The following is a 24,492-nucleotide window of genomic DNA, read 5'->3' as shown; positions in this document are numbered from 1 at the left end:
GGTGGAAAATGAATGCACATATGACAAATCGTCAGGTCGCAGCAGATCCGGAAATCATGGTCTTCAGCGATGATGAGGAAGGCAAGGACCGCCAGTTCGTCAACGCGCTGGCGCGCGGCCTGGAAGTGCTGCGTTGCTTTTGCCCCGGCGAAGTGTTCCTCTCGAACGCAGACATGGCCAAGCGCACGGGCATCCCGAAACCGACGATTTCGCGCCTCAGCTATACCCTGACCAAACTGGGCTACCTCAATTATTCGGACAATTTGGGCAAGTACCAGCTGGGCGCCGGCGTGCTGGCCCTCGGCTACCGCATGCTGTCGCACCTGGACGTGCGCAAGATGGCACGCCCGCACATGGAAGAACTGGCCGAACATGCGCAGGCCTCCGTGTCGCTGGGCACGCGCGACCGTCTCAGCATGGTCTACGTGGAGACCTGTCGCAGCAGCGCCAACGTCACCCTGCGCCTCGACGTCGGTTCGCGCATTCCCTTGATGACAACGGCCATGGGCAAGGCCCTGCTGTGCATCTTGCCGCAGGCCGAGTGCGACTATCTGATGGATCATGCACGCGCACACGACACAGAACGCTGGCCGCGCATCAAGGCCGGCATCGAGCAAGGCTTCAAGGATTACCAGGAGCGCGGCTTTTGCATCTCTGCCGGCGAATGGCAAAGTGACGTGCATGCGGTGGGCGTGCCCATGCCGGGCCTTGACGGCGAACAGGTGATGGCCTTCAATTGCGGCGGCCCCGCCTTCCTGCTATCGCGTGAAAAACTCGAATCTGACCTGGGGCCGCGCCTGGTTGCCTTGGTCAAGACAGTGGAAAAAAATCTGGGTCGCGGTTAGACTGCGCGCCCCCTCTCAACATTGCCTCCGAGGACTCCGATGATACGCGACGAAGAAACTCTGAACATTCTGCTCGACAGCATCGCCCGTTTCGTGCGCGAAGTGCTGGTGCCGAACGAGGCGCTGGTAGCCGAAACGGATACGATACCGCCCGCCATCGTGGCGCAGATGCGTGAACTGGGCCTGTTCGGCCTGTCCATCCCGGAAGCCTATGGCGGCCTGGAGCTGAGCATGGAAGAGGAAGTGCGGGTCGCCTTTGAAATCGCCCGCACTTCGCCCGCCTTCCGCTCGCTGATCGGTACGAACAACGGCATCGGCTCGCAAGGCATCGTCATCGACGGCACGCAGGCACAGAAACAGCACTACCTGCCGAAGCTGGCGAGCGGCGAGATCATCGGTTCATTCGCCCTGACGGAAGCCGATTCCGGCTCCGATGCGGCATCGCTGCGCACGAGTGCCGTGCGCGATGGCGATTTTTATATTCTCAACGGCAGCAAACGCTACATCACCAACGCGCCCGAGGCCAGCATCTTCACGGTGATGGCGCGCACGGACCCCATCAAGCGCGGCGCCTCAGCGATCTCCGCCTTCATCGTGGAAAAGGATACGCCGGGTCTTTCCCTGGGAAAAATCGACAAGAAAATGGGCCAGCAAGGCGCGCATACCTGCGACGTGATCTTTGAAAACTGCCGCGTACCGGCAGCAAACATCATCGGCGGCAAGGAAGGCGTGGGCTTCAAGACGGCCATGAAGGTACTCGACAAGGGCCGTTTGCACATCGCCGCCGTCTGCGTGGGCGCGGCCGAGCGCATGCTCGCTGACGCGCTGGCGTATGCCATGGAGCGCCAGCAGTTCGGTCAGCCTATCGCGCAATTTCAACTGATCCAGGCCATGCTGGCCGACAGCAAGGCAGAAATTTACGCCGCGCGCAGCATGGTGCTCGATTGCGCGCGCCGGCGCGACAGGCAAGAAGACATTTCGACAGAAGCGTCGTGCTGCAAGCTGTTCGCCTCCGAAATGTGCGGCCGCGTGGCGGACCGCTCCGTGCAGATCCACGGCGGCGCAGGCTACATCAGCGAATATGCGGCCGAGCGCTTCTACCGCGACGTGCGCCTGTTTCGCATCTACGAAGGCACGACGCAGATCCAGCAAATCGTCATCGCCCGCAACATGATCAAGGCAGCGCAAAAGTGAAGCAGGCGGCGATGGATATCCCAGCCTTGCTGGCCCGCTTGCCGGCGCGCCTGTCGGCTATCCCCGCCTACTGGGCGGCGCGCGCGCCGGACGCGCCCGCGCTGCACGAGGGTGGACGGCACTGGACCTATGCGCAGTTACAGCACAGTGTGGAAAATGCAATGCAGTTGTTGCGCAAGCTCGACGTGCGCGCCGGCGACCGCCTGATGGTGGTGGGCGAAAACGGCGCGCTGCAAGTGGCGCTGATCTTCGCGGCCGCCAGTATCGACGCCTGGATCGTCAACGTCAATGCGCGCCTGTCGGCACGCGAGATCGACACCATCGCCACGCATTGCTCGGCGCGGCGCGTGCTGTTCCTGGCCGGCGCCTCGCCGGAAGCGGCCGCGCATGCGGCGCGCCACGCTGCGACCCCATGCCGGGTCGATGGCATGGGAGAGCTGCTGGCGGGTGGCTTGAACGACACAGCCATCGCCGAAGCCTGCGTGACCGGCAATGAACAGGTGGCCGCGCTGATCTACACGACGGGCACGACGGGACAATCGAAGGGCGTCATGCTGACGCACCGCAATCTGCTGTTCATTGCTGCCGTCTCAAGCACATTGCGCGGCTTGACGCCCAGTGACCGCGCCTACGGCGTGCTGCCGATTTCGCACGTGTACGGTCTGGCCTCGGTTGCACTGGGCACGCTGTATGCGGGCGCGGCGCTGTATCTGGTGCCGCGCTTTTCCGTCGACGCGCTGCTGGGCGCGCTGAAAAGCGAGGCATTGACCATCGTGCAAGGCGTGCCCGCGATGTACGCCAAGCTGCTGCAAACCCTGGGCGGCGCCGACACGCCGCTGCCCACCCGGCTGCGCTTCGCGTATGCGGGCGGCTCGCCGCTGGCACCATCACTCAAACACGACGTCGAAAAACTGCTGGGCACCGCGCTGCACAACGGCTACGGCATGACGGAAAGCGCGCCCACCATCAGCCAGACGCGGCTCGACGCGCCGCGCCAAGACAGTTCCGTCGGCACGCCGATTCCGGGCGTGGAAGTGCGCGTGGTGGACGTGGCCGGCGCGGACGTGGCGCCGGGCGAAGCGGGCGAACTGTGGGTACGCGGACCGAACGTCATGGCCGGCTATTACCGCGAACCTGCCTTGACGGCGGCGACCATGCGCGATGGCGGCTGGCTCAACACGGGCGACATGGCGCGCCAGGAGCCGGACGGCGCCCTGTTCATCGTGGGCCGCACCAAGGAGCTGATCATCCGTTCCGGCTTCAATGTGTATCCGCTGGAAGTGGAAACCGCTCTCAACGCGCATGCTTGCGTGGTGCAGTCGGCTGTGGTGGGACGCACCCTGGACGATGGCAACGAAGACGTCATCGCCTATGTGGAACTGGACCCGCAGCACCCCGTGACGCTGCAGGCTTTGCACGATTACCTGGCGCAGACCCTGTCGCCTTACAAACGCCCGTCGGCCATCATCGTCATGGACGCGCTGCCAGCGGCCGCCACGGGCAAGATTTTAAAGGGCCAGTTGCGGCTACTGGCACAGAACAGGCAGTAAATTTTCCATTGCAGTTGCTTTCAATAGACCCGACAATAAAACCCAGGCGGGTAGCTTTGCCGGCACCGATCCTGGCGCCGGCAAACCGAGTCACATCACCGGAGGAGACACGATGAAACGCAGATACACACGCATCGCCATGGCAGCGCTGCTTGCCAGCGCCTCGATGACGCACGCCAGCGCCGACGAATTCCTGGTCGGCGCGGAAATTCCCCTGACGGGCAACCTGGCCAGGGTCGGCGCCGGCATGCAAGAAGGCATCATGGTGGCAGCCGAGGTATTTAACAAGAGCAATGGCAAGCACACCATCAAGGTCATCACCATCGACGACGAATCGGCGCCCGCCAAGGCCATCGCCGCCGTGGAAAAACTGGCCAGCCAGGGCGTGGTGGCCATCACGGGCGGCTATGGCTCAAACAATATCTCGCCTGCCTCGGATACGGCGAACAAACTGGGCCTGGTCTACATCACCTCGGGCGGCGTGGACGACAGCTTGGTGACCAGCGGGCGCAAGAATTTTTTTCGCATCAATAACACAGCCGGCTACGAAAAGGCCATGCTGGGACTGTTACAGGACGTGGGCGCCAAATCCGTCTCCATCGTCTATTCGACCAAGGATGCCACCACGGGCCTGGCGAAAGACGTGGAAAAGGCCCTGGCCGCCAGGGGCGTGAAGGTGACGACGCACTCGTTCGACCCAGCCATTACCGACTTCAAGCCCATCATCAACAAGATCAAGCTGCAGGATAAATCAGAAGTGGTGGCCATGGTCGGCTATGAAAACGACTACGTGGGCATCATCCGCGCAGCCCGCGTGCTCAAGCCAAAAATCAAGGCCATGGTGGGCGTGTGGTCGCTGGCCACGCCGAAGATGGCGGCCGACTTCCCTGAGCTGATGCCAAATGTCTTCGGCACGGCCTTGCTGCCCTTCCCCGCCGACTTCAAGACAGCCGACGGCATGACTTTCAACGACGCCTACAAACAGCTGTACAAGAAGGAACCCGATTACCTGGGCCAGTTCGGCTATGTGCAATCGATGCTGCTGTTCGAGGCGATCGCGCGCGCGGCCGACAAGGGCACGCTCAAGAAAGGCGGCGTGGCCGAGGAAATGCGCAAGACAGACCGCGAAACGCTGATCGGCCGGGTGCAGTTTTCCGCCAATGGCGACAACCCGAACTTCGTGCATCGCATGGCGCAGCACCAGGACAAGAAGGTGGTCATCGTCTGGCCAAAAGAACACGCCACGGGCAAGCTGGCCTATCCAGCCCTGCCCTGGTAAGCGGCAGCCTCCCCCTGCACACGCGCACGCCCGCCGGGCGTGCACCGATGAACGGCATCGCTGATGCATCCGTGGCGATGCAAGCGGGATGCCTGACGGGACGACGACATGACAGAATTAATCTTGCAAGCCCTGTATTCGGGCTTGCTGCAGGGCGGCTCCTACGCCCTGATCGCACTGGGACTGGCGCTGGTCTTCGGGACCATGAAGGTGATCAACCTGGCGCACGGTGAACTGGTGCTGCTGGCCGCTTACATTGCCTACAGCGTGGAGTCTGGCCTGGGGCTCGGCCCCATGTTCGCCATTCCCATCGCGCTGGTGATCGTCAGCCTGGCGTCCGTGGGCGTCTACCTGATAGTGAGCCGCATCCAGAAAGACCGCGAAATCAATTCGCTGATCCTCACCTACGGCATCGGCGTCATTCTCACCAATGGCATCTTGCTGGTGTGGAAGGCGGACATCCGCTCGACCTCATCGAGCTGGCTACAGGAGGGCATCGAGATCGGCCCGTTTTTCAGCATGCGCAGCGAAGTGATTTTCTTCGGCGTCAGCCTGGTGCTGATGGCGGCGCTATGGCGCTGGCTCGCCACCAGCTGGTATGGCCGCGCCGTGCGAGCCGTTTCCAGCAACCGCGACGCAGCCAAGCTGATGGGCATTGACCCGGGCCGCACGGAACTGGTCTCCTTCCTCGTGGCCGGCATCCTGGCCGCCTTCGCCGGTGTCGCCCTGTTCAGCTATGGCGTGATCCAGCCGGCCTACGGCGGCGCGCTGACGGTAAAAGCGTTCATCATCACGGTATTGGCCGGCATCGGCTCGATCCCCGGTGTGCTGATCGCCGCCGTGCTGCTGGGCGTGGCAGAAGCGCTGACCGTCACCCTGGCCAGCTCCGCGCTGCAGGAATTGTCCGGTATGGTGCTGTTCCTGCTGGTGTTGTTCATCATGCCCAATGGTTTGTTCGGCGCACAACGGAGGCGCGGATGAAGCGCTCGACACTGATTTCAACAGCCAGTTTGCTGCTGGCCGCGTATATTGCCGTACCGCTGGCCCTGGGCGGCAACCAGTATGTGATGAGCATGGTGGTGGCGGCCCTGATCATCGGCGGCGTGGCCATGTCCTGGGCCCTGCTGGGCAACTTGGGCGGCATGGTCAGCTTCGGCCATGCGGCCTTCTTCGGCGTGGGCGCGTATGTCTCCGCCCTCACTAGCGTGAAACTGGGCTTGCCCGTGTTACCGGCCATGCTGCTGGGCGGCGCGGGGGCAGCCATCGCTGCCGTCATCATGCTGCCCGTGCTGCGCCTGCGCGGACCGTATTTTGCGCTGGCCATCCTCGCCTACGCGCATATCTTCCGCATCCTGGCCACGCAATGGAGTTCGGTCACGGGCGGCGCCGGCGGCATCAACAACATTCCCACCCTGCCGACCGTTCTCGGCTTCGATTTGTCCAGCAAGACGGGTGCCTACCTGGTGGTGCTGACGCTGGTGGTAGCCTGCGCCTTCGCCTACAGCCGCATCCGCGCCAGCCACTACGGCATCGCCCTGCGCGCCATGCACGACAGCGAAGACGCCACGCGCGTCGTCGGCGTCAACAGCACCTTGCTGAAAGGCGCCATGCTGCTGGTCTCAGCCTTCATGGCGGGCCTGTTCGGCGCCTTCAACGCCCACTACATCAACTTCCTGGAACCGGACTACGCCTTCAGCAGCCTGTGGGTGACCTTGCCCATCGTGGCGGCCATCTTCGGCGGCTACCGCACGCTGCTCGGCCCCGTGCTGGGCGCCGTGGTGGTCTACCTGGTCGACCAGCTCATTTTCAAAGCGCTGATCCCCACGGGCCACCAACTGGTGCTGGGCGTGCTGCTGGTGACGATGATCGTTTTCAGTCCGAACGGCCTGCTGCCGCTGCTGAAAAAGTGGCTGAAGAAAGTGCCGGTCAAGGAAAAAGCGAAGGAGAAAGCACATGCTTGAACTCGATAATGTCTCGGTGCGCTTCGGCGGCCTGACGGCCGTCGATTGCGTCACGTTGAAAGTGGGCAGCCACGACGTGATCGGCCTGGTGGGCGCGAATGGCGCCGGCAAGACCACGCTGTTCAATGCGATCTCGGGCCTGGTGCGCCCCACCAGCGGCAGCATCCGCTTCGAGGGACGCGACATCATGGCCACCCCCATGTACCAGCGCGCGCGACTGGGACTGGGCCGCACCTTCCAGATTCCGCAACCGATGCATGAATTGACAGTGCGCGAAAACCTCATCGTGGCACAGCGCTTCGGCACCGGCACGGTGGACATGCGCAAGATCGATGAAATACTCGAATTCACCAGCCTGGCGGACAAGGCCGGGCGCGACGCGGCCAGCGAACTGGCGCTGACGGAGCTCAAAGCACTGGAAGTGGCCAAGGCCTTGGCCACCAATCCGAAACTGCTGCTGCTCGATGAAGTGCTGGCGGGCCTGGAAACGAACGGCAAGCGCCGCTTCATGGGCATGCTGAAGGATTTGCATGCCGCCTTTGGCGTGGGCATCGTCATGATCGAGCACGACATCGAAACGATCAGCAATCTGTGCCAGCGCGTCGCTGTGCTCAATTTTGGTCAGTTGATCGCCGACGGCACGCCCGACGCGGTCTTCCGCGATGCGGCCGTCATCGAAAGCTACACGGGAGCCGCGCATGCTTGAACAAATGCTTGAAGCGACACCTGAAACGATGCCTGAAACGATGCCCGAGACGATGCTCAAGATAACAAACCTGCGCGCCGGCTATGGCGCCATCAATGTGCTGTGGGATGTGTCGCTGTCCGTCCAGAAGGGCAAGCTCACTACCATCATCGGCCCGAATGGCGCCGGCAAGACCACCGTGCTGCGCGCCATCATGGGCCTACTGCCGGTGAGCGCGGGCAGCATTGCGCTCAACGGCAGTAGTATCAACGGCACGCCCACCTGGAAGATGAGCGACGCGAAAGTCACCATGATCCCTGAGGGGCGCATGACGTTTCGCGACATGAGCGTGGAAGAAAACCTGATCATGGGCGCCTTCCCGAAGGAGCATCGCAGCCACATGCCAGCCCGCCTGGCCGAGGCCTATGCCATGTTCCCGCGCCTGCACGAACGGCGCCGGCAGCTGGCCGGGTCACTGTCCGGCGGCGAGGCGCAGATGCTGGCCATGGCGCGAGGATTGATGTCGGACCCGTCGCTGCTGATCATCGACGAGCCTTCGCTGGGACTGGCGCCGCTGGTGGTCAACGAACTGTTCGACATCCTCGCGCGCCTGAAAGACGGCCGGCGCACCATCATCCTCGTCGAGCAGAATACGGCGCGCGCCGTGGGCGTGGCAGATCACGTCTACCTGATGCAAAGCGGCACAGTGGCGCTGTCGCAAAAAGCTTCCGAGGTCAACCTCGATCATTTACATGCGCTATATTTTGCACGCTGAATGACAACAGCCGCACGCAGTTGATATCCGTTGGCGTCAGTCGTCAGTCGTCATCGTCGTCGGCCAGCTTGTCAAACGCCAGCAGCGCACTTTTGCCAAGTCCGGCCGTCACGAAGGGATCGTCGGCCGCAAGGCGGCCCGTATCGACCAGCATGCGCAGCTTGCTCAAGCGCTCGCCCAGCGCCAGCGCTTGCGCCTGCGGATCGGCATCGGTGTGGGCATCGGCGTCGACATCGACGCCCGCCTGCTCGATCGCGCGGGTCACGGAGGCGGGAAACTCCCATAATTCGGCGATCCGCACCGACAAGATACGCGCTTGCGCAAACACCTGGGCAATGAAGGCGTCCGATTGCGGAAAGGCATCGGGCGCGTGCATCTGGTCGATCAGGCGGAACGCCACCACCAGGCCGACATTGGCCATCAGTCCCGCGAGATAGGCGTCGAAGGCGTTTGCCTGCATGGCCGGCGCGAGCAGGTTGGCCGCCAGCGCGCATTTCTCGGACTGGCGCCAGATCAGCGGCGCCGTGCGCACGGTCAGCCCGCCGCTTTGCATGCTGACGATGGGACGAAAGGCGACGCGGGCGAGCAGCATGCGCATGCCGTTTTGCCCGAGCAGCATGATGGCGCCTTCCATATTGTTGATCGACGGGCTGGTGTTGTAGCGCGACTGGTAGCAGGGCCTGTTTGCTTCGCGGTAGACCTCGGCGACCAGCAACACGTCCTGCGCCAACTGGCGCGACAGCTCGGCCGCATTCATGTTTTCCTCTTGCAAGGTGCGCATCAACTGCGGAATGATGGCCGGAATGCGCGGTATCAGCGCAGCGCCGGCGATCGGTTCACGCGCCAGGCGCATCAATTCATCCAAAATCTGCTGTTCGGCCTGCTCCGGCGCCTGCGTCGCACCCACGGCCGCCAGCCAGCGGTAGTAGATGGCATCGATTTCGCTGATGGAGGCTGGCTGGCGTGTGATGTCGGGCGCCGCTGCAGATGCAGCTACTGCCACTGGCGCAGGCTTGTTTTTTTCGTCGCCGCCGTTGAGTAATTTTCCTATCCAACCCATTTTGTCGTTCTAACTCTTTATCCATCATTATCGCGCAATCCGCCCCGCAATTTTACTTGATGACAGCCGCGCTGGTGCGGCGAATGTGACCGGCCTTGTGCACCTGCGGCAAAGTGCTACAGTGGTGCCGTCTCGGCTTCTCCTGCTTTGCAAGGCCCCGCCTGTACGATGCAGACCTGGCGCGCCGCGTGACGATCGTGCGCGACACGCCGCAAGTCGACACGCGCCAGCGCATGCTGGCGCATTTATTCCAGCGCCAGACCCACCACCGAGGACAAGTGCATGCCATGCTGGCCGGCACGCGCATCGAAGCGCCGCAGCTCGACGAGTTCTATTGCGCCGGCGAAGCGGGCGGGCACACGATTTTCTTGCGCCGGGCTGGAACGAAGCGCACGTGTGGGCAGGGCGCTCAGTTATTGCCGCCGTGGCAGCAGGCGCACAGCTTGTTGCCGCCGAGGGCGCGGCAACAAGCGCCGACAAGCGCCGGCAATCGCCCGTATCATTGGCGCAACAAAGATCGCGCTAACGCTCGTGCATGGGTTTGATTTAAGACTGGCTTCAGCCTCGCCGTGCATCGTCGATAGGGCGCCAGCAGCCATGGCGACTCCCCTCACACCCACACTCACGGGCACGGCCCAGCGAAAGAGCCAATATGAAAACATGGATGCGCGCCAACAAAGGTTTTTTGATGTTTCTGCTGCTGTTCGGCGTATTTCGCACGGCCGTGGCAGACTGGAATCCGATACCATCGGCATCCATGCGCCCCAACCTGCTCGAAGGCGATGTCGTCTTCGTCAACCGCCTGGCCTTCAACCTGAAAGTGCCGCTGACCGACATTGTGCTGCAGCGCCTGGGCGAGCCTCAGCGCGGCGATATCGTCACCTTTTCCTCGCCAAAAGACGGCACGCGATTAATCAAGCGCATCATCGCCTTGCCCGGTGACACGGTGGAAATGCGCGACGAGCGCTTGCTCATCAATGGCAAAGCCGCGCAGTACACGGCGCTCGACACGGCGCCCGAAACCGTCGCCAACGTAGGCCTGCTGACGGCGCAGCGCATCAGCGAGCGCAACCAGAACGAGCAGCACCGCATCCAGCTCTTGCCGCAAATCGCAGGGGCGGCGCGCAGCTTTGCCGCCGTGACGGTGCCGGTCGACCATTTTCTGATGCTGGGCGATAACCGCGACAACAGCGCCGACTCGCGCTATTTCGGCTTCGTGCCCCGTGAATTGCTGATCGGCAAGGCCGAGCGCATCCTCGTTTCGGCCAATATCGAGGAGCATTGGCAGCTGCGGCTATCGCGTTTCGGCATGCCGCTGGAGCAAATATCTGCCCTTGCAACGGCGCCGCGTTTTTCGGTTAGCATGAGGCACCATGCAAAAAATTTCCTCAGCCAGCGAGCAAGCCGCCAGCGATGATCGCACCCTGGAACCGCTGGCGCAGTTCCTGCAGCGCCATCCCGACGTGCTGCTGCTGACGGGCGCCGGCATCAGTACGGCGTCCGGCATTCCCGCTTACCGTGATACGGAGGGCGTGCGGCACGGTAATGCCCCCGTGCAAGGCCCCGATTTTCGCCGCCAGGAAGCCGTGCGGCGTCGCTACTGGGCGCGCTCCATGGTGGGCTGGCCCACCATGGAGCGCGCCGCGCCAAATCCGGGCCACCTTGCCATCGCACAGATGGCACAGCGCCAGCTGATCGGCGGCCTGGTCACGCAAAACGTCGATGGCTTGCACCAGCAGGCAGGCAGCGCCGCCGTCACGGAGTTGCACGGCAACTTGCATGGCGTGGTGTGCCTCGATTGCCGGGCCCATCACACGCGCCGCCTGATCCAGGATCAGCTCGAACACCACAATCCTCACCTGCTGGGCACCACGGCCACGCCGGCGCCCGATGGCGACGCCTTGCTGGAGCCATCCCAGCTGGCCACCTTCCACCTGCCCGTCTGTCCACGCTGCGGTGGCACCGTGCAGCCGGACGTGGTGTTCTTTGGCGATGGCGTACCCGCGGCCCGCGCGGCCGAAGCCGAGCGTAAGATGATGGAGGCCAGCGCCCTGCTGGTGATAGGCTCGTCCGTCATGGTGTATTCCAGCTTTCGCCTGTGTCGCATGGCGGCCGAAACGGGCAAGCCCGTGGCCGCTGTCAACATGGGCAAGACGCGCGCCGACCATTTGCTGGCCTTCAAGACCGAAGCACCGGCACAAGACATCTTGCCAGCACTAGCGGCCATGCTGGGCTGATACTGACTCGGCGGTACGCCACTCTGGCTATACTGTGCGATTAACGAGGAGAATTCATGCTGGAACTGTTGAGTGAACACGCCTGTTTTGGCGGCGTACAACGCTTTTATCGCCATGACGCGCACGCCATCGGCTTGCCCATGCGTTTTTCAGCCTTCATTCCCGGTACGGCGCCGGGCAGCGCGCTCAGCACCAAGCGCCCGGCCCTGTTTTACCTGGCGGGCCTGACCTGCACGGAAGAAACCTTCATGATCAAGGGCGGCGCGCAGCGCGTGGCGGCCGAACAAGGCTTGATCCTGATCGCGCCCGACACCAGCCCCCGTGGCGCGAATATCGCCGGTGAAACGGAGGCCTGGGATGTCGGCGTGGGCGCCGGCTTTTACGTCGATGCCACCGAAGCGCCATGGAACAGCCACTACCGCATGTATAGCTACATGTTGGAATTGCGCGCGCTGCTGCAACATGAATTGAACATCGACTCCGAGCGCACGGGTATTTTCGGCCACTCGATGGGCGGTCATGGCGCGCTCGTGCTGGCCTTGCGCAACCCGGAACTGTTCCGCTCCGTCTCCGCCTTCGCCCCCATCGCCGCACCGAGCCAGTGTCCCTGGGGCAAGAAGGCATTCACGGGCTACCTGGGCAGCGATGCGGCCAGTTGGCAGCAGTACGACGCCAGCGCGCTGATGCGCAGCAGGCAAGGCCAGCCGGCACTGTTCCCTAACGGCATCTTGATCGACCAGGGCCTGGCCGACAAGTTCTTGCCCGAGCAGTTGTACCCCGAAGTGTTTGAAGCGGCCTGCCGCGACGCCGGCCAGCCATTGCAGCTGCGCCGCCATGCCGGCTATGACCACGGCTACTACTTCATCGCCAGCTTCATGGAAGAGCATCTGCGCTTCCATGCCAAAAACCTGCGCGCCGTGGCCTGATCAAACGCTATTGCAGCGTACTGGCATGCCCGTTGGCACGTTGGCACGCTGGCACGTGATACTGCCACGCGCCCGCATCAGACGGCGCCATGCCGGTCCAGCCCCTTCAGCACCGCTTCCGGGCGGATCGGCAAATGGCGCACGCGCGAGGCCACGGCGGCAAAGATAGCGTTGCCGATGGCGGGCGCCACGGCTGTGGTGGGCGGCTCGCCCATGCCCATCGACGTTGCCGTGCTGGCAACAAATTCAATATCGAGCTCGGGCACGTCGGCCATGCGCAGCGGCGTGTAGGTATTGAGGTTGGTATCCTTCACTTCGCCATTGAGGAAAGCCGTGCCTTCATGCAAGGCCATGCTCACGCCCCACAGCGCGCCCCCTTCCGCCTGCGCCAGCGCGCCATCGGGGTCGACGATGCTGCCCGCGTCGATCACCATGAACAGCTTTTCGACTTTCACCATGCACGTGCTGCGGTCCACCTTGACGCGGGCAACGCAGGCCGTCCAAGTGGGCATGTCGCGCTCCTGGCCAAAGGTGGCGGCGATGCCCAGGCCCGTGTCGGGTGGCATGGGCTTGCCCCAGCCCGCCTTGTCCGCCACCCGCTGCAGCACGTGGGCCAGGCGCGCGGCACCGCCGACGGCGTTCGGCGCACTGCCCGCGTTGCGCCCCGTCGCCTGCAGCAGCGACAGGCGCAAGGCCAGCGGATCGACCTTGGCCGCCTGCGCCGCCTCGTCCATGAAGCTTTCGACTGCCCAATTGGTCCAGCCCGGCCCCACGGAACGCAGCCAGCCGGGGCGAAAACTGCTGCTGGCCAGGTCATTCGACACGGCCCGCACGCGCTGCGCCCCCACCGTGTACCAATGATCGGCACCGGCGATGGCGAACGGGTCATACGGATGACCCTGTTTATCCTTGGCCAGGAAGGCCGGTATCATCGCTTGCGTGGGCCAGCCCGCGCTCGCCTCGTGCACCATCGCCGTCACCTTGCCGGCATCGTCGAAGGCCATGCGCACATGCTGCACGGACGGCGAACGGGGCGAATCGAAACGGGCGTCGTCAGGCCGCGTGCAGATCATCTTGACGGGACGTCCCACGGCTTGCGCCACGAGAGCGGCCGGCACGCAATAATCGCCATTCAAGCGCCGCCCAAAGCCGCCACCGAGCAGATAGGGATGCAGCACGACCTGACTCTCTGGCACCTGCAACGCCTGCGCCAGCACGGGCAGTATCAACGATTGCCACTGGTTGCCTGCATGGATATGCCAGACGCCGTCGATTTCCTGTGCCAGCGCATTGACCGGTTCGAGCTGGAAATGCAGCACGGTGCTAGTGGTGTAGTGGCGCTCGAGCTGCAGGCTGGCATCCTTGAACGCTTGCTCCACACCATCATCATCGACCACGCGGGCACCCAGGCTGGCATCGGCCAGCTGCTTGATGGCGTAGTTGACGATATTGTGCTCGGCCACGTGGGCCGCTGCGCCAGTGCGCCATGTCACCTGCACCAGGTCGGCCGCTCGAATGGCGGCCGCATACGTCTCGGCCACCACCATGACCCAGCCGGGCACCGTCCCGCTGGGGTCTTGCAAGGCGACCGAGCGCAAGTAGCCCTGCACTTTTTTCGCGGCCGTATCATCGATAGACACCACCTTGGCGCCGTAGCGCGTAGGCGGAATCTTCGGACGCGCATACAGCATGCCCTCCACCTGCGCATCGATGCCGTACACGGCCGTGCCATTCGTCTTCGCCGGAATGTCGAGCGCTTGCACCTGCTGACCGATCAGGCTGCGCTGCTGCGCTGTCTTGAGCACGATGGCTTGCAATTGCTCGGGCGTGTACTGGCGCGCCAGCTTGCCACGGCGCACAATTTCGCCATAGCTGATCGAGCGCCCACGGCCATGCACCATGCCCAGTTTGGCATGGCAGGCGGCCACGGGCACGCGCAGCAGGCGCGCGCCCTCCTCGACCAGCGCCAGGCGCCCGGCCGCGCCGGCGCGGCTGAGCGGATCAAAATTCTGCCAGACAGACCAGCTGCCGCCCGTCACCATCAAGCCCCATTTCGGGTCCGTGTCGACGTAATGCAGGCGCACCTTGCTCCAGTCCGCTTCGAGCTCCTCGGCCACGATGCGCGCCAAGGCCGTGCCGATATGCTGGCCCATTTCCGCCTTGGCGATATTCACGGTGACCATGCCGTCACGCTCGATCTGCAACCAGATGCTGGGATCGAACGCCGGTGCGCTGGCTTTGACCGGCGGCGCGGGCGCTACCTTGCCGGCGGCTAAGGAACTGTCGGCGCGCAAGAACGCCAGCGTAAAACCCGTGCCCGCGGCGGCGATCAGGAAACCGCGCCGTCCCAGCGAGCTGGGACGGGCAGCAGAATTTTCTTTCGGCAACTTAAACACCGGGCGCCTCCTGCATGCCGGCCGCCAGCTTGATGGCTTTGCGGATGCGCACATACGCCATGCAGCGGCACAGATTGCCGCTCATGACGGCATCGATATTCGCGTCCGTCGGCTGCGGATAGTCGCGCAGCAAGGTGGCCGCCTGCATGATCTGGCCCGACTGGCAATAGCCGCACTGGGGCGCCTGCGTGGCGATCCAGGCCCGTTGCAGCGCGTGCGTGCCGTCCGGCGACAAGCCTTCGATGGTGGTGATGGCGCAACCGTTGACGGCGGCGATCGGCGTGATGCAGGAGCGCATGGCGCGGCCATCCACATGCACGGTGCAAGCGCCGCACATGCCGATGCCGCAGCCAAACTTCGTGCCTTTTAAGTTGACTTCGTCGCGCAGCACCCACAACAGGGGAGTCTCGGCATCGACCTCGGTGCCGAAGTGCTGGCCATTGACAGAAATGTTATACATAAGTGTTATCCATGAGTGTTATCCATAAGTGCTATCTATGAGCATTGCACATAAGAAAGTTTCAAGAATTACTTGCCGGCACGGGTGCGCGCTACGGCTGCATCCAGGTTCGCCCAGGCCGGCTCGTGGCTGCGGCTGCGGCGCAGATAGGCGGCCAACTGGGCCACGTCATTGTCCGTCAGCAAGGCGGAAAAGCCGGGCATCAGCACGCCGGGCATGGCTTCGTCCTTGCTGATGCCGTGCAATATCACCTGAATCAGGTTGGCGGGATCGGGCGCGCTGACGGCGCTGTTCAAGCTCAGTTCCGGCCGCAGGGCCACGGGCCGACCATCGCTGTTCGAGTGGCATGACGCGCAGGCGGCCACGTACAGGCTGGCGCCACGGTCGTTGTCGACCAGGCTGACGCGCTGCGAACGGGCGATGCCGGTTTTGATCACTGAATCCGCATCCACCTTGCGCCCGGCAGCGCCGGAAACATCGGCAAAATAGGTCGCCAGCGCGCCGATATCGCTATCGGGCGATGCGCCCATGCCTTCGTGCACGACGGCCGACATGGGCCCGGCAGCGACGCCATGCAAAGATGTCGCTCCCGTACGCAAGAAGGCATACAGCTCCTCCTGCGTCCACGGCAGCGCTGCAGTATTGGCGCTGCTCAGGGCCGGCGCATACCAATGGTCGATGGCCGCCCCCAGATACGGTGAATCGGCCAGCTCGGCGCCCAGCGCATTGCGCGGCGTGTGGCAGGCGGCGCAGTGCGCCAAGCCTTCGGCCAGGTAGCGGCCACGGTTCCAGTCCGGCCCTTGTGCGGGATCGAGCTGATAGCTGGCCGGTTTGAAAAACAGCAGCTTCCAGCCCGCCTGCAAGGGGCGCAGATTCAAGGGGAAAGGCACGCTATTGGCGGGCACTACCGCATACACGGGTGGGCGCGTCATGAAATAGGCGTACAAGGCCGTCAGGTCGGCGTCCGAGACGAGGTTGAAATGGGTGTAAGGAAAGACAGGAAACAGGTGCGCACCATCGCGCCCCACGCCTTCGCGCATGGCCCGCTGAAAGGCCGCTTGCGACCAGCGGCCGATGCCCGTTTGCGGGTCGGGCGTGATATTGGTCGCGTAGATCGTACCGAACGGCGTGGCCAAGCCGTGGCCGCCCGCGTAATCGGCGCCGCCCTTGGCCGTATGGCAGGCGGCACAATTACCCATGCCGGCCAAGATGCGGCCGCGCTCGACCGCTGGCGGCGAAAAGGCCGTGGCGGCAGGCGGATTGACGGGCGCCAGCGCGGGGCGCCAGTAATATAGGTAGGTGGCCAGGGCCGCCATGATAAGCAGCGCCAACAGCAGTAGCAGGCCCGTCAAGATTTTTTTCAGCAAAGCAGGTACCGGTAAGTGTCAAAGACCGCGGGCCAGCCGGGAAAAAACGGGGTTGGCGCGTGTTGGCGGGTGTCGGTGAATTTCGCCGAATGTCGCCGAGTGTCGGCGAGTGTCGGCGAGTGTCGGCGGCATGGCCAATTGTCCCGATCTTACCGCGCTTATGACTGCTTGTATGTGCGCAATCACACGCAGGCAATGCCGCGCGTGCTCTGCAGCATATAATCAGCATTTCAGCACGCCGCCGCTCCTCGCTCCTCCATGCATACCGTTGCCATCATCCTCATCCTTGTCTTGAGCGTCGTCCTATGCGGCTTCATCGCCCGCTCGCACTGGGTCAAGCTGCCGCTCCCCCTGATCCAGATCGCCGGCGGCACGGGATTGGCCCTGTTTGGCGTGCAAGTGCCACTCGATCCCGACATTTTCTTCTTGCTCTTCATTCCGCCGCTACTATTTCTCGATGGCTGGCGCATCCCCAAAGGCGCCTTCTTTTCCGATGCGCGCTCGATCCTGATGCTGGCCATCGGCCTGGTGCTGTTTACCGTGCTGGGCATGGGTTTCTTCATCGACTGGCTGATCCCCAGCGTGCCGCTGGCCGTCGCCTTCGCGCTCGGGGCCATCCTCTCGCCGACCGACCCCGTGGCCGTGTCGGCGATCGTCGCTGGCAACCCGATTCCGCCGCGCCTGATGCATATCCTCGAGGGCGAATCCTTGCTGAACGACGCGTCGGGTCTGGTCTGCTTCACGTTTGCCGTGGGGGCCATGCTGACGGGCGGCTTTTCCATCGGCGCCGCCTCGCTGAGTTTCCTGCAGGAAGCCGGTGGTGGCATCATCATCGGCCTGGCCATTGCGTGGGGCGTGGGCCTGACAAATAAATGGCTGGTGAGCAAAGTCGGTGAAGAACCGGGCTTGCAAATCCTCATCAGCATCCTGATCCCGTTTGCCGCCTACCTGGGCGCCGAGCATATCCACGGCTCGGGCATTCTGGCCGCTGCCACGGCGGGCGTGTGCATGCATTATGCCGACCTGATCGGGCGCCCGCTGGCCGCCACGCGCACCCAGCGCAAGGCCGTGTGGGATACCGTGCAACTGCTCTTGAATGGCGTGATCTTCGTCATGCTGGGCGCGCAACTGCCCACCACGGTTGCCGGCTTGCCCGCCGCCTCCGTGGAAGTGGGCGCCGGCAGCGCCTGGAAACTGCCGCTGTTCGTCATCGCCATCACGGTGGGGCTGACCTTCATGCGCTTCATCTGGGTCTTCATTTCCATGAAGCTCACCCTGTTCAAGCATCACAAGAAACAAGCCGGTGAACCGAAGGACGCGGCGCTGCTGGCGCGCCCCAGCCTGCGCCTGCTGCTGGTGGCGTCGTTTGCCGGCGTGCGCGGCGCACTGACGCTGGCCGGCATTCTGACGCTACCCTTGTTCTTGCCTGACGGAAATCGCTTCCCCGCGCGCGACCTGGTCATCTTCCTCGCCATGGGCGTGATTCTACTGTCGCTGATACTGGCCAGCGTGACCTTGCCCCTGCTGACCAAGGGCCTGGTATTCGCGCCGCCCGCGCGCCGCTCGACGGAAGAGCGCAATGCCCGCGCCGCAGCGGCCGAAGCGGCCATCGCGCGGCTGGAAAAAGTCTGCGAGGGCATCGACAAGAATGACAAGCAGCAAATCGTCAACGAGGCGGCCAACCGCCTGATCGAAGCCTACCGGCGCCGGCTCGCGTACGGCGAAAGTAGCAACGACGAAGCCATGCGGCTGCAGGAACTGGCCAAGGCCGAGCGCGCGCTGCGCCTCGAAGCACTCAATGCGGAACGCGATGAACTGTTCCGTCGCCGCATCTCGGGCGAACTGGACGACACTATTCATCTGCGCCTGCTGCGCGAAATCGACTTGCTGGAAGCGACACTGGAAGAATAGCAACACTCTGGCGCGCAACGGCATTGTAGAGAGCGCATGCTCATGGTAAAGAATGCAAGTTTCGACATTCGTCTTTATAATTGAAGGCTCGATAGCATAGCGTCGCGATGTACTTTCGGCATGGACTTCTCAAGCCTGTGCTCATGAGTAGCGCTGTAAATAGCCACCGGACCTGAATAAAGACACACTACGCCGTGCCCTCTTCCCCTTGCCACCGGCAGCGCAGCGCGCCGCCGGCACTGTTCGCCTCTCTGTTGGCCGCCGCGCTGCTGGCCACGCTGTTCGTCTGCAGCACCCTGGCACCGGGCGCGGCGTGGGCGCAAACGGGTGCGGCCGCCGACATGAAACGTCCGGCCGAAGTAGCCCAGGTCCTGTTTGGCATCATCAGTTACGTGCGCTGGCCCGTAGCGCGCCCCGAAGTACGCGTCTGCATGCTCGGCGCGCCCCGCTACGGCGCGGCCATCGTCGACACACCCGCCTCCAGCCTGGGCCAGCGCATACGCGTGAAAGTCGCGCCGACGGTAGCGGCAGCGAGCGAATGCGACGTCGTATACCTGGGCAGCCTGCCCGAGGGCGAGCGCGAGCGTCTGCTGGCGCAGATCATCGGCAAACCGGTTTTGTCGGTCGCCGAACCCGGCACGACCTGCTCCGTCGGCTGCATGTTCTGCCTGCGCCTGGCCGAGGCGCAGATCGGTTTTGACGTCAATCTCGACGCCATCGCCCGCAGCGGCCTGCGCGTGCATCCGAACGCCTTGCAAATTGCACGTCGCAAAGCACCGCCGCCATGAGCGCCAGCATGCTTCCCAAGCTGACACGCAAGCCCCGCCCCACGCTCGACAGCGTGCTGCGGCGCGCCCACCTGAGCGTATCGGTCATCGCCGTGCTGGCAGCGGGCCTGACACTGACGGCCGTGGCCCTGCTGGCCCTGCGTGTGTATTCGGACCAGAACCTGCGCCTGGTGGCCCGCTCGATGAGCTACACAGTGGAAGGAGCCGTCGTCTTTGGCGACTCCATGGCCGCCAGGGAAGCACTGGCCTTGATCGGCGTGAATGAAGACATTGACCAGGCGCAAGTGAGCGACAAGACTGGCAAGGTGCTGGCCCGCTGGGAACGCGGTCAGCACGGCACGCGCTACGCCATCGAACGCGTGCTGACGGGCTGGATTCTGCCCGATTCGTTGACGTTTCCCATCGTGCGTAGTGACCAAGCCATCGGCAGCATCAGGCTGGTGCCGCACAGCCGCAGCCTGCTGCCTTTCTTGCTCAGCGGTCTCTCCTGCCTGTTAGCTTGCCTCGTGCTCAGCCTGGCCGTCGCCGTACGCCTGTCGCGTCGCATGGAAGCCGAAATCACGTCGCCGCTGCGCCACCTAGCGGAAACGGCGCACCGCGTACGGCGCGACCGTTCCTTCGAACTGCGCGTGCCGCCGGCCAATATTGCCGAACTGAACCAGATCAATGACGACTTCAACGCCCTGCTCGACGAACTGGAAGCGTGGCAAAGCCATCTGCAAAAGGAGCACGCCTCGCTGTCGCACCGTGCCAACCACGACAGCCTGACGGGCCTGTCGAACCGCGCCTTCATGGAAGCGACGCTGGAATGCGCCATCCTGGAAGCGCGCGTCGGCACTGGCAAAGTGGCCGTGCTGTTCCTCGACAGCGACCGCTTCAAGTACATCAACGACAGCTTCGGCCATGCCTCGGGCGACCATGTGCTGGTGACGATCGCCACACGCATCAAGCAGCAGTTGCGCGAGGGCGACCTGGTGGCGCGCCTGGGCGGCGACGAATTCGCCATCGTGCTCAAGCCGCTGCGCAGCAGCAGCGATGCCATGCACATCGCCGACAACATCATCGCCGCCATGACGCAAGCCATTGAGCTGCCTACCGGCGACAGCATCGTCAGCTCGCTGACCATCGGCGTGGCCGTCTTCCCTGATCACGCCATCGACGCTGCCTCGCTGGTCGCTGCGGCGGATGCAGCCATGTACCGCGCCAAGCAGGCGCAGCGCGGCACGCGCCAGGTGGCACGCTCGCCGCAACCCCATACTCAACCCTGACCACAAGGAGCAATACCATGCAATTCATTTACAAAAAATTAGGCCTCGGCTTGCTCGGGCTGTTCATGCTGGGCCTGCTGGCCGCCTGCCAGAGCACGCCAGCTAGCAAGCCCATCTTCAACGCCGAGCAAGTCGCCACCTTGCAAGAACAAGGCTTTAAGCAGACCGACGAAGGCTGGGAACTGAGCTTTACCGACAAGCTGCTGTTCGAATTCGATGCCGCCAAGCTGACGCCACAGAGCCGCAGCGCCATCCAGAAAATCAGCGCCGCCTTGCTGAAAGTGGGCATCACACACATGCGCGTGGAAGGCCATACGGATAACGAAGGCCCGGAAGCGTATAACAACAAGCTATCGCTGGCGCGCGCCAACGTGGTGGCCGACGACATGAGCGCTTCGGGTATCGCACGCGACAACATCATCGTCAAGGGCCTGGGCATGAGCAAACCGGTAGCCTCGAACGCCAGCAAGGCGGGCAAGGCCGAAAACCGCCGCGTCACCGTCATCATTTCGGCCCCGTGAACGTAGGCGTGCCCCTCGCGCGCTGGGTCGTGATGGGCGTGTCCGGCTGCGGCAAGAGCGCCGTCGGCAGCCTGCTGGCCGGCGCGCTGGGCGTACCCTACGTGGAAGGCGACGACCTGCATGCGCCGGAAAACGTGGCCAAGATGGCTGCTGGCATGCCACTCGACGATGCCGACCGTGCCGGCTGGCTGGCCGCGCTGCGCGAGCAAATCGCCGCGGCCCGCGCGCAAGGCAGCGGCCTGGTGCTATCGTGCTCGGCCCTGAAACGCAGCTACCGCGACGTGCTGCGCGTAGGCGACCCGGCCCTGCGCTTTGTCCACCTGGACGGCCCGCGCGACGTGCTGTCGCGCCGCATGCAGCGAGCCGGCCATTTCATGCCGCCCAGCCTGCTCGATAGCCAGCTGGCCACCCTGCAACCACTGCAAGCGGACGAGACCGGCATCGTGCTCGATATCTGCCAGCCGCTAGCCGTTTTGCTGGCACAGATCCTGCGAGCGCCCTGACCGGCAGCCACGCGGCTGGACAGCCCGTAGAGCGCTGTGTAGACTGGCGCGTACTTTCATGAGGAATTTTTATGACCACACCTACCACCAAACCAGCACCGGGCCCGGAATTCTGGGAACGCGCCGATCAGGTCATCGCCCTGGCCAATGAACAATGCATGCATAGCGGCGGCAATGAAGTAGCCACCTCGCTGTTGTACGCGGCCGCACGCTTCAACGCCTTCCTCGTCGCCAGCAAGAGCGAGGATGTGGCCAAGATGCAGGAAGAGAAGGAAGGCGCCGTAGCTTTCTTTACGGAACAGTACAAGCGCATGCTGAACGATAACTTCAACGACTACATCAACAATTTCGACAAGTACACGCAACCATCTTCGGCCCCCAAGGGTTGATGTCAGCAGCCGGCCGGGGCCATCACCGGCATCGTGTTCGCCTTCAACTGGACGGGCCCGCCAGATAATTATTTTTCACGCGTACGTAATGCTCGGCCGAATAACGCAGGTAGGCGATCTCCGCTTCCGTTAACGGGCGTACCTTGGCGGCGGGCCGGCCCACGTACAGATGCCCGCTTTCGAGCACCTTGCCCGGCGACACCAGGCTGCCCGCGCCCAGCATCACGTGTTTTTCCACCACCACGTCATCCATGACAATGCTGCCCATGCCGATCAGGCATTCATCGCCGATGTTGCAGCCATGCAAGATCACGGAGTGGCCGATGGTCACGTACTTGCCTATGGTCAAAGGCGAACCGTCGGGCTTGGCCGCATTCTTGTGCGACACATGGCCCATGGAAAAGTCCTGGATATTGCTACCCTCGCCGATAACGATGCGGTTCACGTCGCCGCGCAGCACGCTATTGCACCAGATGGAACAGTCGTCGCCGATCTGCACATCGCCAATCACTTGCGCCGTATCATGCAGGTAGACGCGTTCGCCCAGTACGGGGCGGGTATTGAGGTAGGAACTGACAGGCATTGATCTCTCTCTTCATCACATTAAACAACAAATCTCACACCAAGCCGGCACGGCAAGATACCAGCGGCGTCATGGCGGCGACGCTGCTGGCATCCATTGTTCCATACGGCGCTGACCTAGGAACTCGACTCGGGCGCCAGCGTGAGGCCGAGTACGCATGCCGCCAGCAAGCCGTTGATGCGCTGCGTGTCGATCAGGTGCTGCACCACCGTGTGGCCTGCATCGGGAAACGGGTACAGGGTGCAGCGGCCGAAGGCTGCCAGGCGCTGCGCGTGCATGGCGTCGAGGTTGACCGATTCGCTGGCGCTGATGCTGGCACTGCCTCCGGCGCTGGCCGCGTTCGGTCGGGCCGCGTCCGGCCGCGTGCCGAACAGCAGGTGCAAATGCGTCTGCTGCGTCGCCCTGGCACGGCACAGGGCCGCCAAGTCGTAGTAGCCCGAGGCAGGCGCATCGTGCGCCAGCGACTCCATCACGGTCAGCCAGCGCAGCTCATGGTACAAGCGCGCCTGCTGCACGTCGAGAAAGGACAAGGGGCCAAAGGCGACGATCTGCTGTGCCTCGAGCAGCAAGCCAAACATCACGGCCGCGTAGGCGCCCATGGACTGCCCGATGGTCGCGACCTGGCTTGGCGCGATGCGGCGCACCAGCTCGCGCAGGGCTTGCGCCGTTTCATCGACATGGCTGCCCAGGCCGGCGATGCGGCGGTGATACCATGCATTGCCGGAATCGCGCACGAGGATTTTGTTCAGCGGCTGGCCGCTGGCCTGTTCGAGCTTGCGCAAGCGTCCATAAAAATCGAAGGCGGGGCGCGTGGTCCACGAGACGAAGCCGAAGGCGATGACCAACGGCGCGCCGGGCACGATACGGTCGACCAGCACGTCGTCGGCACTGGTGGCGACCAGTCGATTATCCAGCACTTGCGCTTGCAGCATCGGCCCGGCTCCCGATCAAGGTTGAAACAGCAGAAAGCATCAGTGTAATGCCAAGACTGGCAAAATGGAAAGAATCGCTGCTACCGTACGGTTACAATGGCAGCGAGCCCATCACCTGAAAGGAAGCCATGTCCGCACTGCCCTCGCCGCTGTCTGCGCCACCGCCATCGGCCGCCGGCCGCTACAGAGCTTTTCTGTTTGACATGGATGGCACCGTCATCAACTCCATCGCCGCCGCCGAACGCATCTGGGGCGCCTGGGCGCAGCGCCAGGGCCTCGACGTGGCAGCGTTCCTGCCCACCATCCACGGCGCGCGTTCGGTCGACACCATCGCCAAGCTGTGCCTGCCCGGCGTCGACGCGCAACGCGAGTCGCAAGGCATCACGGATGCTGAAATCATCGACGTGGAAGGAATTATTGAAATTGCCGGCGCGCTGCGCTTTTTACAATCGCTGCCGCCGGCGCAATGGGCCATCGTCACGTCGGCGCCGCGCGCACTGGCGACGGCACGCCTGAAGGCAGCTGGCATGCCGATTCCTGCCATCATGGTGACGGCGCAAGACGTCAAGGCGGGCAAACCCCAACCCGATTGCTACCTGCTGGCGGCGCAAAAACTGGGCGTGGCGCCCTCCGACTGTCTGGTGTTCGAAGATGCGTGCGTCGGCATCGAGGCCGGCGAGGCGGCTGGCGCGAAAGTCATCGTCGTCACCGCCACGCATGCACACCCGCTCGCTACGCGGCACGCCAGTATCGCCAGCTATACCGCCATCGCGGCAAGGCTCGATGAGGAAGGATTTATCGTACTTGAAGACGTGGCGCCGGGGAAGACCGGCGCCGGCTGACAGCGTGGCGTAGCGTAGCG

Annotated in this window: 25 protein-coding genes; 19 read left to right on the top strand and 6 right to left on the bottom strand. The window is 63.5% G+C overall.

Annotation, left to right across the window (positions count from 1 at the left end; genetic code table 11):
- Nucleotides 1-20: 20 nt before the first annotated feature.
- From ACQ4V8_RS13845 to ACQ4V8_RS13810, 8 genes are all read left to right on the top strand, one after another.
- Nucleotides 21-845 (top strand): IclR family transcriptional regulator, encoded by an 825-nt coding sequence (locus ACQ4V8_RS13845; protein ID WP_010397181.1) that lies wholly within the window; start codon nucleotides 21-23, stop codon nucleotides 843-845.
- Nucleotides 846-884: 39 nt separating this feature from the next.
- Nucleotides 885-2,039 carry an acyl-CoA dehydrogenase family protein gene (locus tag ACQ4V8_RS13840; protein WP_436571669.1) on the top strand — a complete coding sequence of 385 codons (1,155 nt, stop codon included), beginning with the start codon at nucleotides 885-887 and terminating at the stop codon, nucleotides 2,037-2,039.
- An 11-nt stretch (nucleotides 2,040-2,050) separates the two neighbouring features.
- Nucleotides 2,051-3,589: a class I adenylate-forming enzyme family protein gene (locus ACQ4V8_RS13835; protein WP_436571668.1), complete on the top strand. Its 1,539-nt coding sequence runs from the start codon at nucleotides 2,051-2,053 to the stop codon at nucleotides 3,587-3,589.
- Nucleotides 3,590-3,701: 112 nt separating this feature from the next.
- Nucleotides 3,702-4,868 (top strand): ABC transporter substrate-binding protein, encoded by a 1,167-nt coding sequence (locus tag ACQ4V8_RS13830; protein ID WP_010397173.1) that lies wholly within the window; start codon nucleotides 3,702-3,704, stop codon nucleotides 4,866-4,868.
- Nucleotides 4,869-4,976: 108 nt separating this feature from the next.
- Nucleotides 4,977-5,849, top strand: a complete 873-nt coding sequence (locus tag ACQ4V8_RS13825; RefSeq protein ID WP_070346950.1) for a branched-chain amino acid ABC transporter permease — start codon at nucleotides 4,977-4,979, stop codon at nucleotides 5,847-5,849.
- Nucleotides 5,846-6,829 (top strand): branched-chain amino acid ABC transporter permease, encoded by a 984-nt coding sequence (locus tag ACQ4V8_RS13820; RefSeq protein WP_010397167.1) that lies wholly within the window; start codon nucleotides 5,846-5,848, stop codon nucleotides 6,827-6,829. The genes ACQ4V8_RS13825 and ACQ4V8_RS13820 overlap by 4 nt, the downstream gene beginning before the upstream one ends.
- Nucleotides 6,822-7,535 carry an ABC transporter ATP-binding protein gene (locus ACQ4V8_RS13815; protein WP_010397165.1) on the top strand — a complete coding sequence of 238 codons (714 nt, stop codon included), beginning with the start codon at nucleotides 6,822-6,824 and terminating at the stop codon, nucleotides 7,533-7,535. The genes ACQ4V8_RS13820 and ACQ4V8_RS13815 overlap by 8 nt, the downstream gene beginning before the upstream one ends.
- A gap of 52 nt (nucleotides 7,536-7,587) precedes the next feature.
- The gene (locus tag ACQ4V8_RS13810; RefSeq protein WP_029496327.1) at nucleotides 7,588-8,289 is read left to right on the top strand and encodes an ABC transporter ATP-binding protein; all 702 of its coding nucleotides are present in this window, start codon (nucleotides 7,588-7,590) and stop codon (nucleotides 8,287-8,289) included.
- Between the two features lie 43 nt (nucleotides 8,290-8,332).
- On the opposite strand, the gene ACQ4V8_RS13805 is transcribed toward ACQ4V8_RS13810, so the two are convergent.
- Nucleotides 8,333-9,349 carry an HDOD domain-containing protein gene (locus tag ACQ4V8_RS13805; RefSeq protein WP_010397162.1) on the bottom strand — a complete coding sequence of 339 codons (1,017 nt, stop codon included), beginning with the start codon at nucleotides 9,347-9,349 and terminating at the stop codon, nucleotides 8,333-8,335.
- A 188-nt stretch (nucleotides 9,350-9,537) separates the two neighbouring features.
- Between ACQ4V8_RS13805 and ACQ4V8_RS13800 the strand changes: the two genes are divergently transcribed.
- The 4 genes from ACQ4V8_RS13800 (at nucleotide 9,538) to fghA (ending at nucleotide 12,512) form a co-directional block, all read left to right on the top strand.
- Nucleotides 9,538-9,894, top strand: coding sequence for a hypothetical protein (locus tag ACQ4V8_RS13800; protein ID WP_436571667.1), 357 nt, complete (start codon nucleotides 9,538-9,540; stop codon nucleotides 9,892-9,894).
- A 107-nt stretch (nucleotides 9,895-10,001) separates the two neighbouring features.
- Nucleotides 10,002-10,766, top strand: a complete 765-nt coding sequence (gene lepB / locus ACQ4V8_RS13795) for a signal peptidase I (protein WP_436571666.1) — start codon at nucleotides 10,002-10,004, stop codon at nucleotides 10,764-10,766.
- Nucleotides 10,723-11,586 carry an NAD-dependent protein deacetylase gene (locus tag ACQ4V8_RS13790; RefSeq protein WP_010397159.1) on the top strand — a complete coding sequence of 288 codons (864 nt, stop codon included), beginning with the start codon at nucleotides 10,723-10,725 and terminating at the stop codon, nucleotides 11,584-11,586. Before lepB ends, ACQ4V8_RS13790 begins: the two co-directional genes overlap by 44 nt.
- A 56-nt stretch (nucleotides 11,587-11,642) precedes the next feature.
- The gene (gene fghA / locus ACQ4V8_RS13785) at nucleotides 11,643-12,512 is read left to right on the top strand and encodes an S-formylglutathione hydrolase (RefSeq protein WP_280720857.1); all 870 of its coding nucleotides are present in this window, start codon (nucleotides 11,643-11,645) and stop codon (nucleotides 12,510-12,512) included.
- Between the two features lie 77 nt (nucleotides 12,513-12,589).
- Here the strand turns inward: fghA and ACQ4V8_RS13780 are convergent, their stop codons facing one another.
- The 3 genes from ACQ4V8_RS13780 to ACQ4V8_RS13770 form a co-directional block, all read right to left on the bottom strand.
- Complete coding sequence (locus ACQ4V8_RS13780) at nucleotides 12,590-14,908, bottom strand: xanthine dehydrogenase family protein molybdopterin-binding subunit (protein ID WP_436571665.1); 2,319 nt, start codon at nucleotides 14,906-14,908, stop codon at nucleotides 12,590-12,592.
- Nucleotides 14,901-15,368, bottom strand: coding sequence for a (2Fe-2S)-binding protein (locus ACQ4V8_RS13775; protein WP_010397152.1), 468 nt, complete (start codon nucleotides 15,366-15,368; stop codon nucleotides 14,901-14,903). The genes ACQ4V8_RS13780 and ACQ4V8_RS13775 overlap by 8 nt, the downstream gene beginning before the upstream one ends.
- A 68-nt stretch (nucleotides 15,369-15,436) precedes the next feature.
- Entirely contained in the window at nucleotides 15,437-16,720 is a 1,284-nt protein-coding gene (locus ACQ4V8_RS13770; RefSeq protein WP_436571664.1) for a cytochrome c, read from the bottom strand.
- A gap of 273 nt (nucleotides 16,721-16,993) precedes the next feature.
- Here ACQ4V8_RS13770 and ACQ4V8_RS13765 point away from each other — a divergent pair, with 273 nt between their 5' ends.
- The 6 genes from ACQ4V8_RS13765 to ACQ4V8_RS13740 all read left to right on the top strand — a co-directional run bounded on the left by ACQ4V8_RS13765 (nucleotide 16,994) and on the right by ACQ4V8_RS13740 (nucleotide 22,115).
- Entirely contained in the window at nucleotides 16,994-18,646 is a 1,653-nt protein-coding gene (locus ACQ4V8_RS13765; RefSeq protein ID WP_070346957.1) for a Na+/H+ antiporter, read from the top strand.
- A gap of 194 nt (nucleotides 18,647-18,840) precedes the next feature.
- Nucleotides 18,841-19,434, top strand: coding sequence for a regulatory sequestration protein YfiR (yfiR, locus tag ACQ4V8_RS13760; RefSeq protein WP_436571663.1), 594 nt, complete (start codon nucleotides 18,841-18,843; stop codon nucleotides 19,432-19,434).
- Nucleotides 19,431-20,702: a diguanylate cyclase DgcN/YfiN gene (dgcN, locus tag ACQ4V8_RS13755; RefSeq protein WP_010397141.1), complete on the top strand. Its 1,272-nt coding sequence runs from the start codon at nucleotides 19,431-19,433 to the stop codon at nucleotides 20,700-20,702. The genes yfiR and dgcN overlap by 4 nt, the downstream gene beginning before the upstream one ends.
- A gap of 17 nt (nucleotides 20,703-20,719) precedes the next feature.
- Nucleotides 20,720-21,223, top strand: a complete 504-nt coding sequence (gene yfiB / locus ACQ4V8_RS13750) for an outer membrane lipoprotein YfiB (protein WP_010397139.1) — start codon at nucleotides 20,720-20,722, stop codon at nucleotides 21,221-21,223.
- Nucleotides 21,224-21,255: 32 nt separating this feature from the next.
- On the top strand, nucleotides 21,256-21,726 hold the full coding sequence (locus tag ACQ4V8_RS13745) for a gluconokinase (RefSeq protein ID WP_043461394.1): 471 nt from the start codon (nucleotides 21,256-21,258) through the stop codon (nucleotides 21,724-21,726).
- A gap of 71 nt (nucleotides 21,727-21,797) precedes the next feature.
- Nucleotides 21,798-22,115: a DUF3144 domain-containing protein gene (locus tag ACQ4V8_RS13740; RefSeq protein ID WP_196856025.1), complete on the top strand. Its 318-nt coding sequence runs from the start codon at nucleotides 21,798-21,800 to the stop codon at nucleotides 22,113-22,115.
- A 43-nt stretch (nucleotides 22,116-22,158) separates the two neighbouring features.
- Here the strand turns inward: ACQ4V8_RS13740 and ACQ4V8_RS13735 are convergent, their stop codons facing one another.
- Both ACQ4V8_RS13735 and ACQ4V8_RS13730 read right to left on the bottom strand, forming a co-directional pair.
- Nucleotides 22,159-22,698, bottom strand: a complete 540-nt coding sequence (locus tag ACQ4V8_RS13735; RefSeq protein ID WP_010397133.1) for a gamma carbonic anhydrase family protein — start codon at nucleotides 22,696-22,698, stop codon at nucleotides 22,159-22,161.
- Between the two features lie 116 nt (nucleotides 22,699-22,814).
- Nucleotides 22,815-23,630 (bottom strand): hypothetical protein, encoded by an 816-nt coding sequence (locus ACQ4V8_RS13730; RefSeq protein WP_436571662.1) that lies wholly within the window; start codon nucleotides 23,628-23,630, stop codon nucleotides 22,815-22,817.
- Nucleotides 23,631-23,758: 128 nt separating this feature from the next.
- On the opposite strand from ACQ4V8_RS13730, the gene ACQ4V8_RS13725 reads away from it, so the two are divergent.
- Nucleotides 23,759-24,472 carry an HAD family hydrolase gene (locus ACQ4V8_RS13725; RefSeq protein ID WP_010397130.1) on the top strand — a complete coding sequence of 238 codons (714 nt, stop codon included), beginning with the start codon at nucleotides 23,759-23,761 and terminating at the stop codon, nucleotides 24,470-24,472.
- Nucleotides 24,473-24,492 lie beyond the last annotated feature (20 nt).

The organism is Janthinobacterium paucivorans, from assembly GCF_051380805.1.
GTDB classification, from domain to species: domain Bacteria; phylum Pseudomonadota; class Gammaproteobacteria; order Burkholderiales; family Burkholderiaceae_D; genus Janthinobacterium; species Janthinobacterium lividum_D.
Note: the sequence above shows the minus strand (reverse complement) of the source record. Positions and strands in the feature narration are given on the sequence as shown.

Excerpts from the sequence above, each read along its gene's own strand:
- ACQ4V8_RS13845 (WP_010397181.1), top strand. The coding sequence starts at position 21 with ATGACAAATCGTCAGGTCGCAGCAGATCCGGAAATCATGGTCTTCAGC.
- ACQ4V8_RS13840 (WP_436571669.1), top strand. The coding sequence starts at position 885 with ATGATACGCGACGAAGAAACTCTGAACATTCTGCTCGACAGCATCGCC.
- ACQ4V8_RS13835 (WP_436571668.1), top strand. The coding sequence starts at position 2,051 with ATGGATATCCCAGCCTTGCTGGCCCGCTTGCCGGCGCGCCTGTCGGCT.
- ACQ4V8_RS13830 (WP_010397173.1), top strand. The coding sequence starts at position 3,702 with ATGAAACGCAGATACACACGCATCGCCATGGCAGCGCTGCTTGCCAGC.
- ACQ4V8_RS13825 (WP_070346950.1), top strand. The coding sequence starts at position 4,977 with ATGACAGAATTAATCTTGCAAGCCCTGTATTCGGGCTTGCTGCAGGGC.
- ACQ4V8_RS13820 (WP_010397167.1), top strand. The coding sequence starts at position 5,846 with ATGAAGCGCTCGACACTGATTTCAACAGCCAGTTTGCTGCTGGCCGCG.
- ACQ4V8_RS13815 (WP_010397165.1), top strand. The coding sequence starts at position 6,822 with ATGCTTGAACTCGATAATGTCTCGGTGCGCTTCGGCGGCCTGACGGCC.
- ACQ4V8_RS13810 (WP_029496327.1), top strand. The coding sequence starts at position 7,588 with ATGCTCAAGATAACAAACCTGCGCGCCGGCTATGGCGCCATCAATGTG.
- ACQ4V8_RS13805 (WP_010397162.1), bottom strand. The coding sequence starts at position 9,349 with ATGGGTTGGATAGGAAAATTACTCAACGGCGGCGACGAAAAAAACAAG.
- lepB (WP_436571666.1), top strand. The coding sequence starts at position 10,002 with ATGAAAACATGGATGCGCGCCAACAAAGGTTTTTTGATGTTTCTGCTG.
- ACQ4V8_RS13790 (WP_010397159.1), top strand. The coding sequence starts at position 10,723 with ATGCAAAAAATTTCCTCAGCCAGCGAGCAAGCCGCCAGCGATGATCGC.
- fghA (WP_280720857.1), top strand. The coding sequence starts at position 11,643 with ATGCTGGAACTGTTGAGTGAACACGCCTGTTTTGGCGGCGTACAACGC.
- ACQ4V8_RS13775 (WP_010397152.1), bottom strand. The coding sequence starts at position 15,368 with ATGTATAACATTTCTGTCAATGGCCAGCACTTCGGCACCGAGGTCGAT.
- ACQ4V8_RS13765 (WP_070346957.1), top strand. The coding sequence starts at position 16,994 with ATGCATACCGTTGCCATCATCCTCATCCTTGTCTTGAGCGTCGTCCTA.
- dgcN (WP_010397141.1), top strand. The coding sequence starts at position 19,431 with ATGAGCGCCAGCATGCTTCCCAAGCTGACACGCAAGCCCCGCCCCACG.
- yfiB (WP_010397139.1), top strand. The coding sequence starts at position 20,720 with ATGCAATTCATTTACAAAAAATTAGGCCTCGGCTTGCTCGGGCTGTTC.
- ACQ4V8_RS13745 (WP_043461394.1), top strand. The coding sequence starts at position 21,256 with ATGGGCGTGTCCGGCTGCGGCAAGAGCGCCGTCGGCAGCCTGCTGGCC.
- ACQ4V8_RS13740 (WP_196856025.1), top strand. The coding sequence starts at position 21,798 with ATGACCACACCTACCACCAAACCAGCACCGGGCCCGGAATTCTGGGAA.
- ACQ4V8_RS13735 (WP_010397133.1), bottom strand. The coding sequence starts at position 22,698 with ATGCCTGTCAGTTCCTACCTCAATACCCGCCCCGTACTGGGCGAACGC.
- ACQ4V8_RS13730 (WP_436571662.1), bottom strand. The coding sequence starts at position 23,630 with ATGCTGCAAGCGCAAGTGCTGGATAATCGACTGGTCGCCACCAGTGCC.
- ACQ4V8_RS13725 (WP_010397130.1), top strand. The coding sequence starts at position 23,759 with ATGTCCGCACTGCCCTCGCCGCTGTCTGCGCCACCGCCATCGGCCGCC.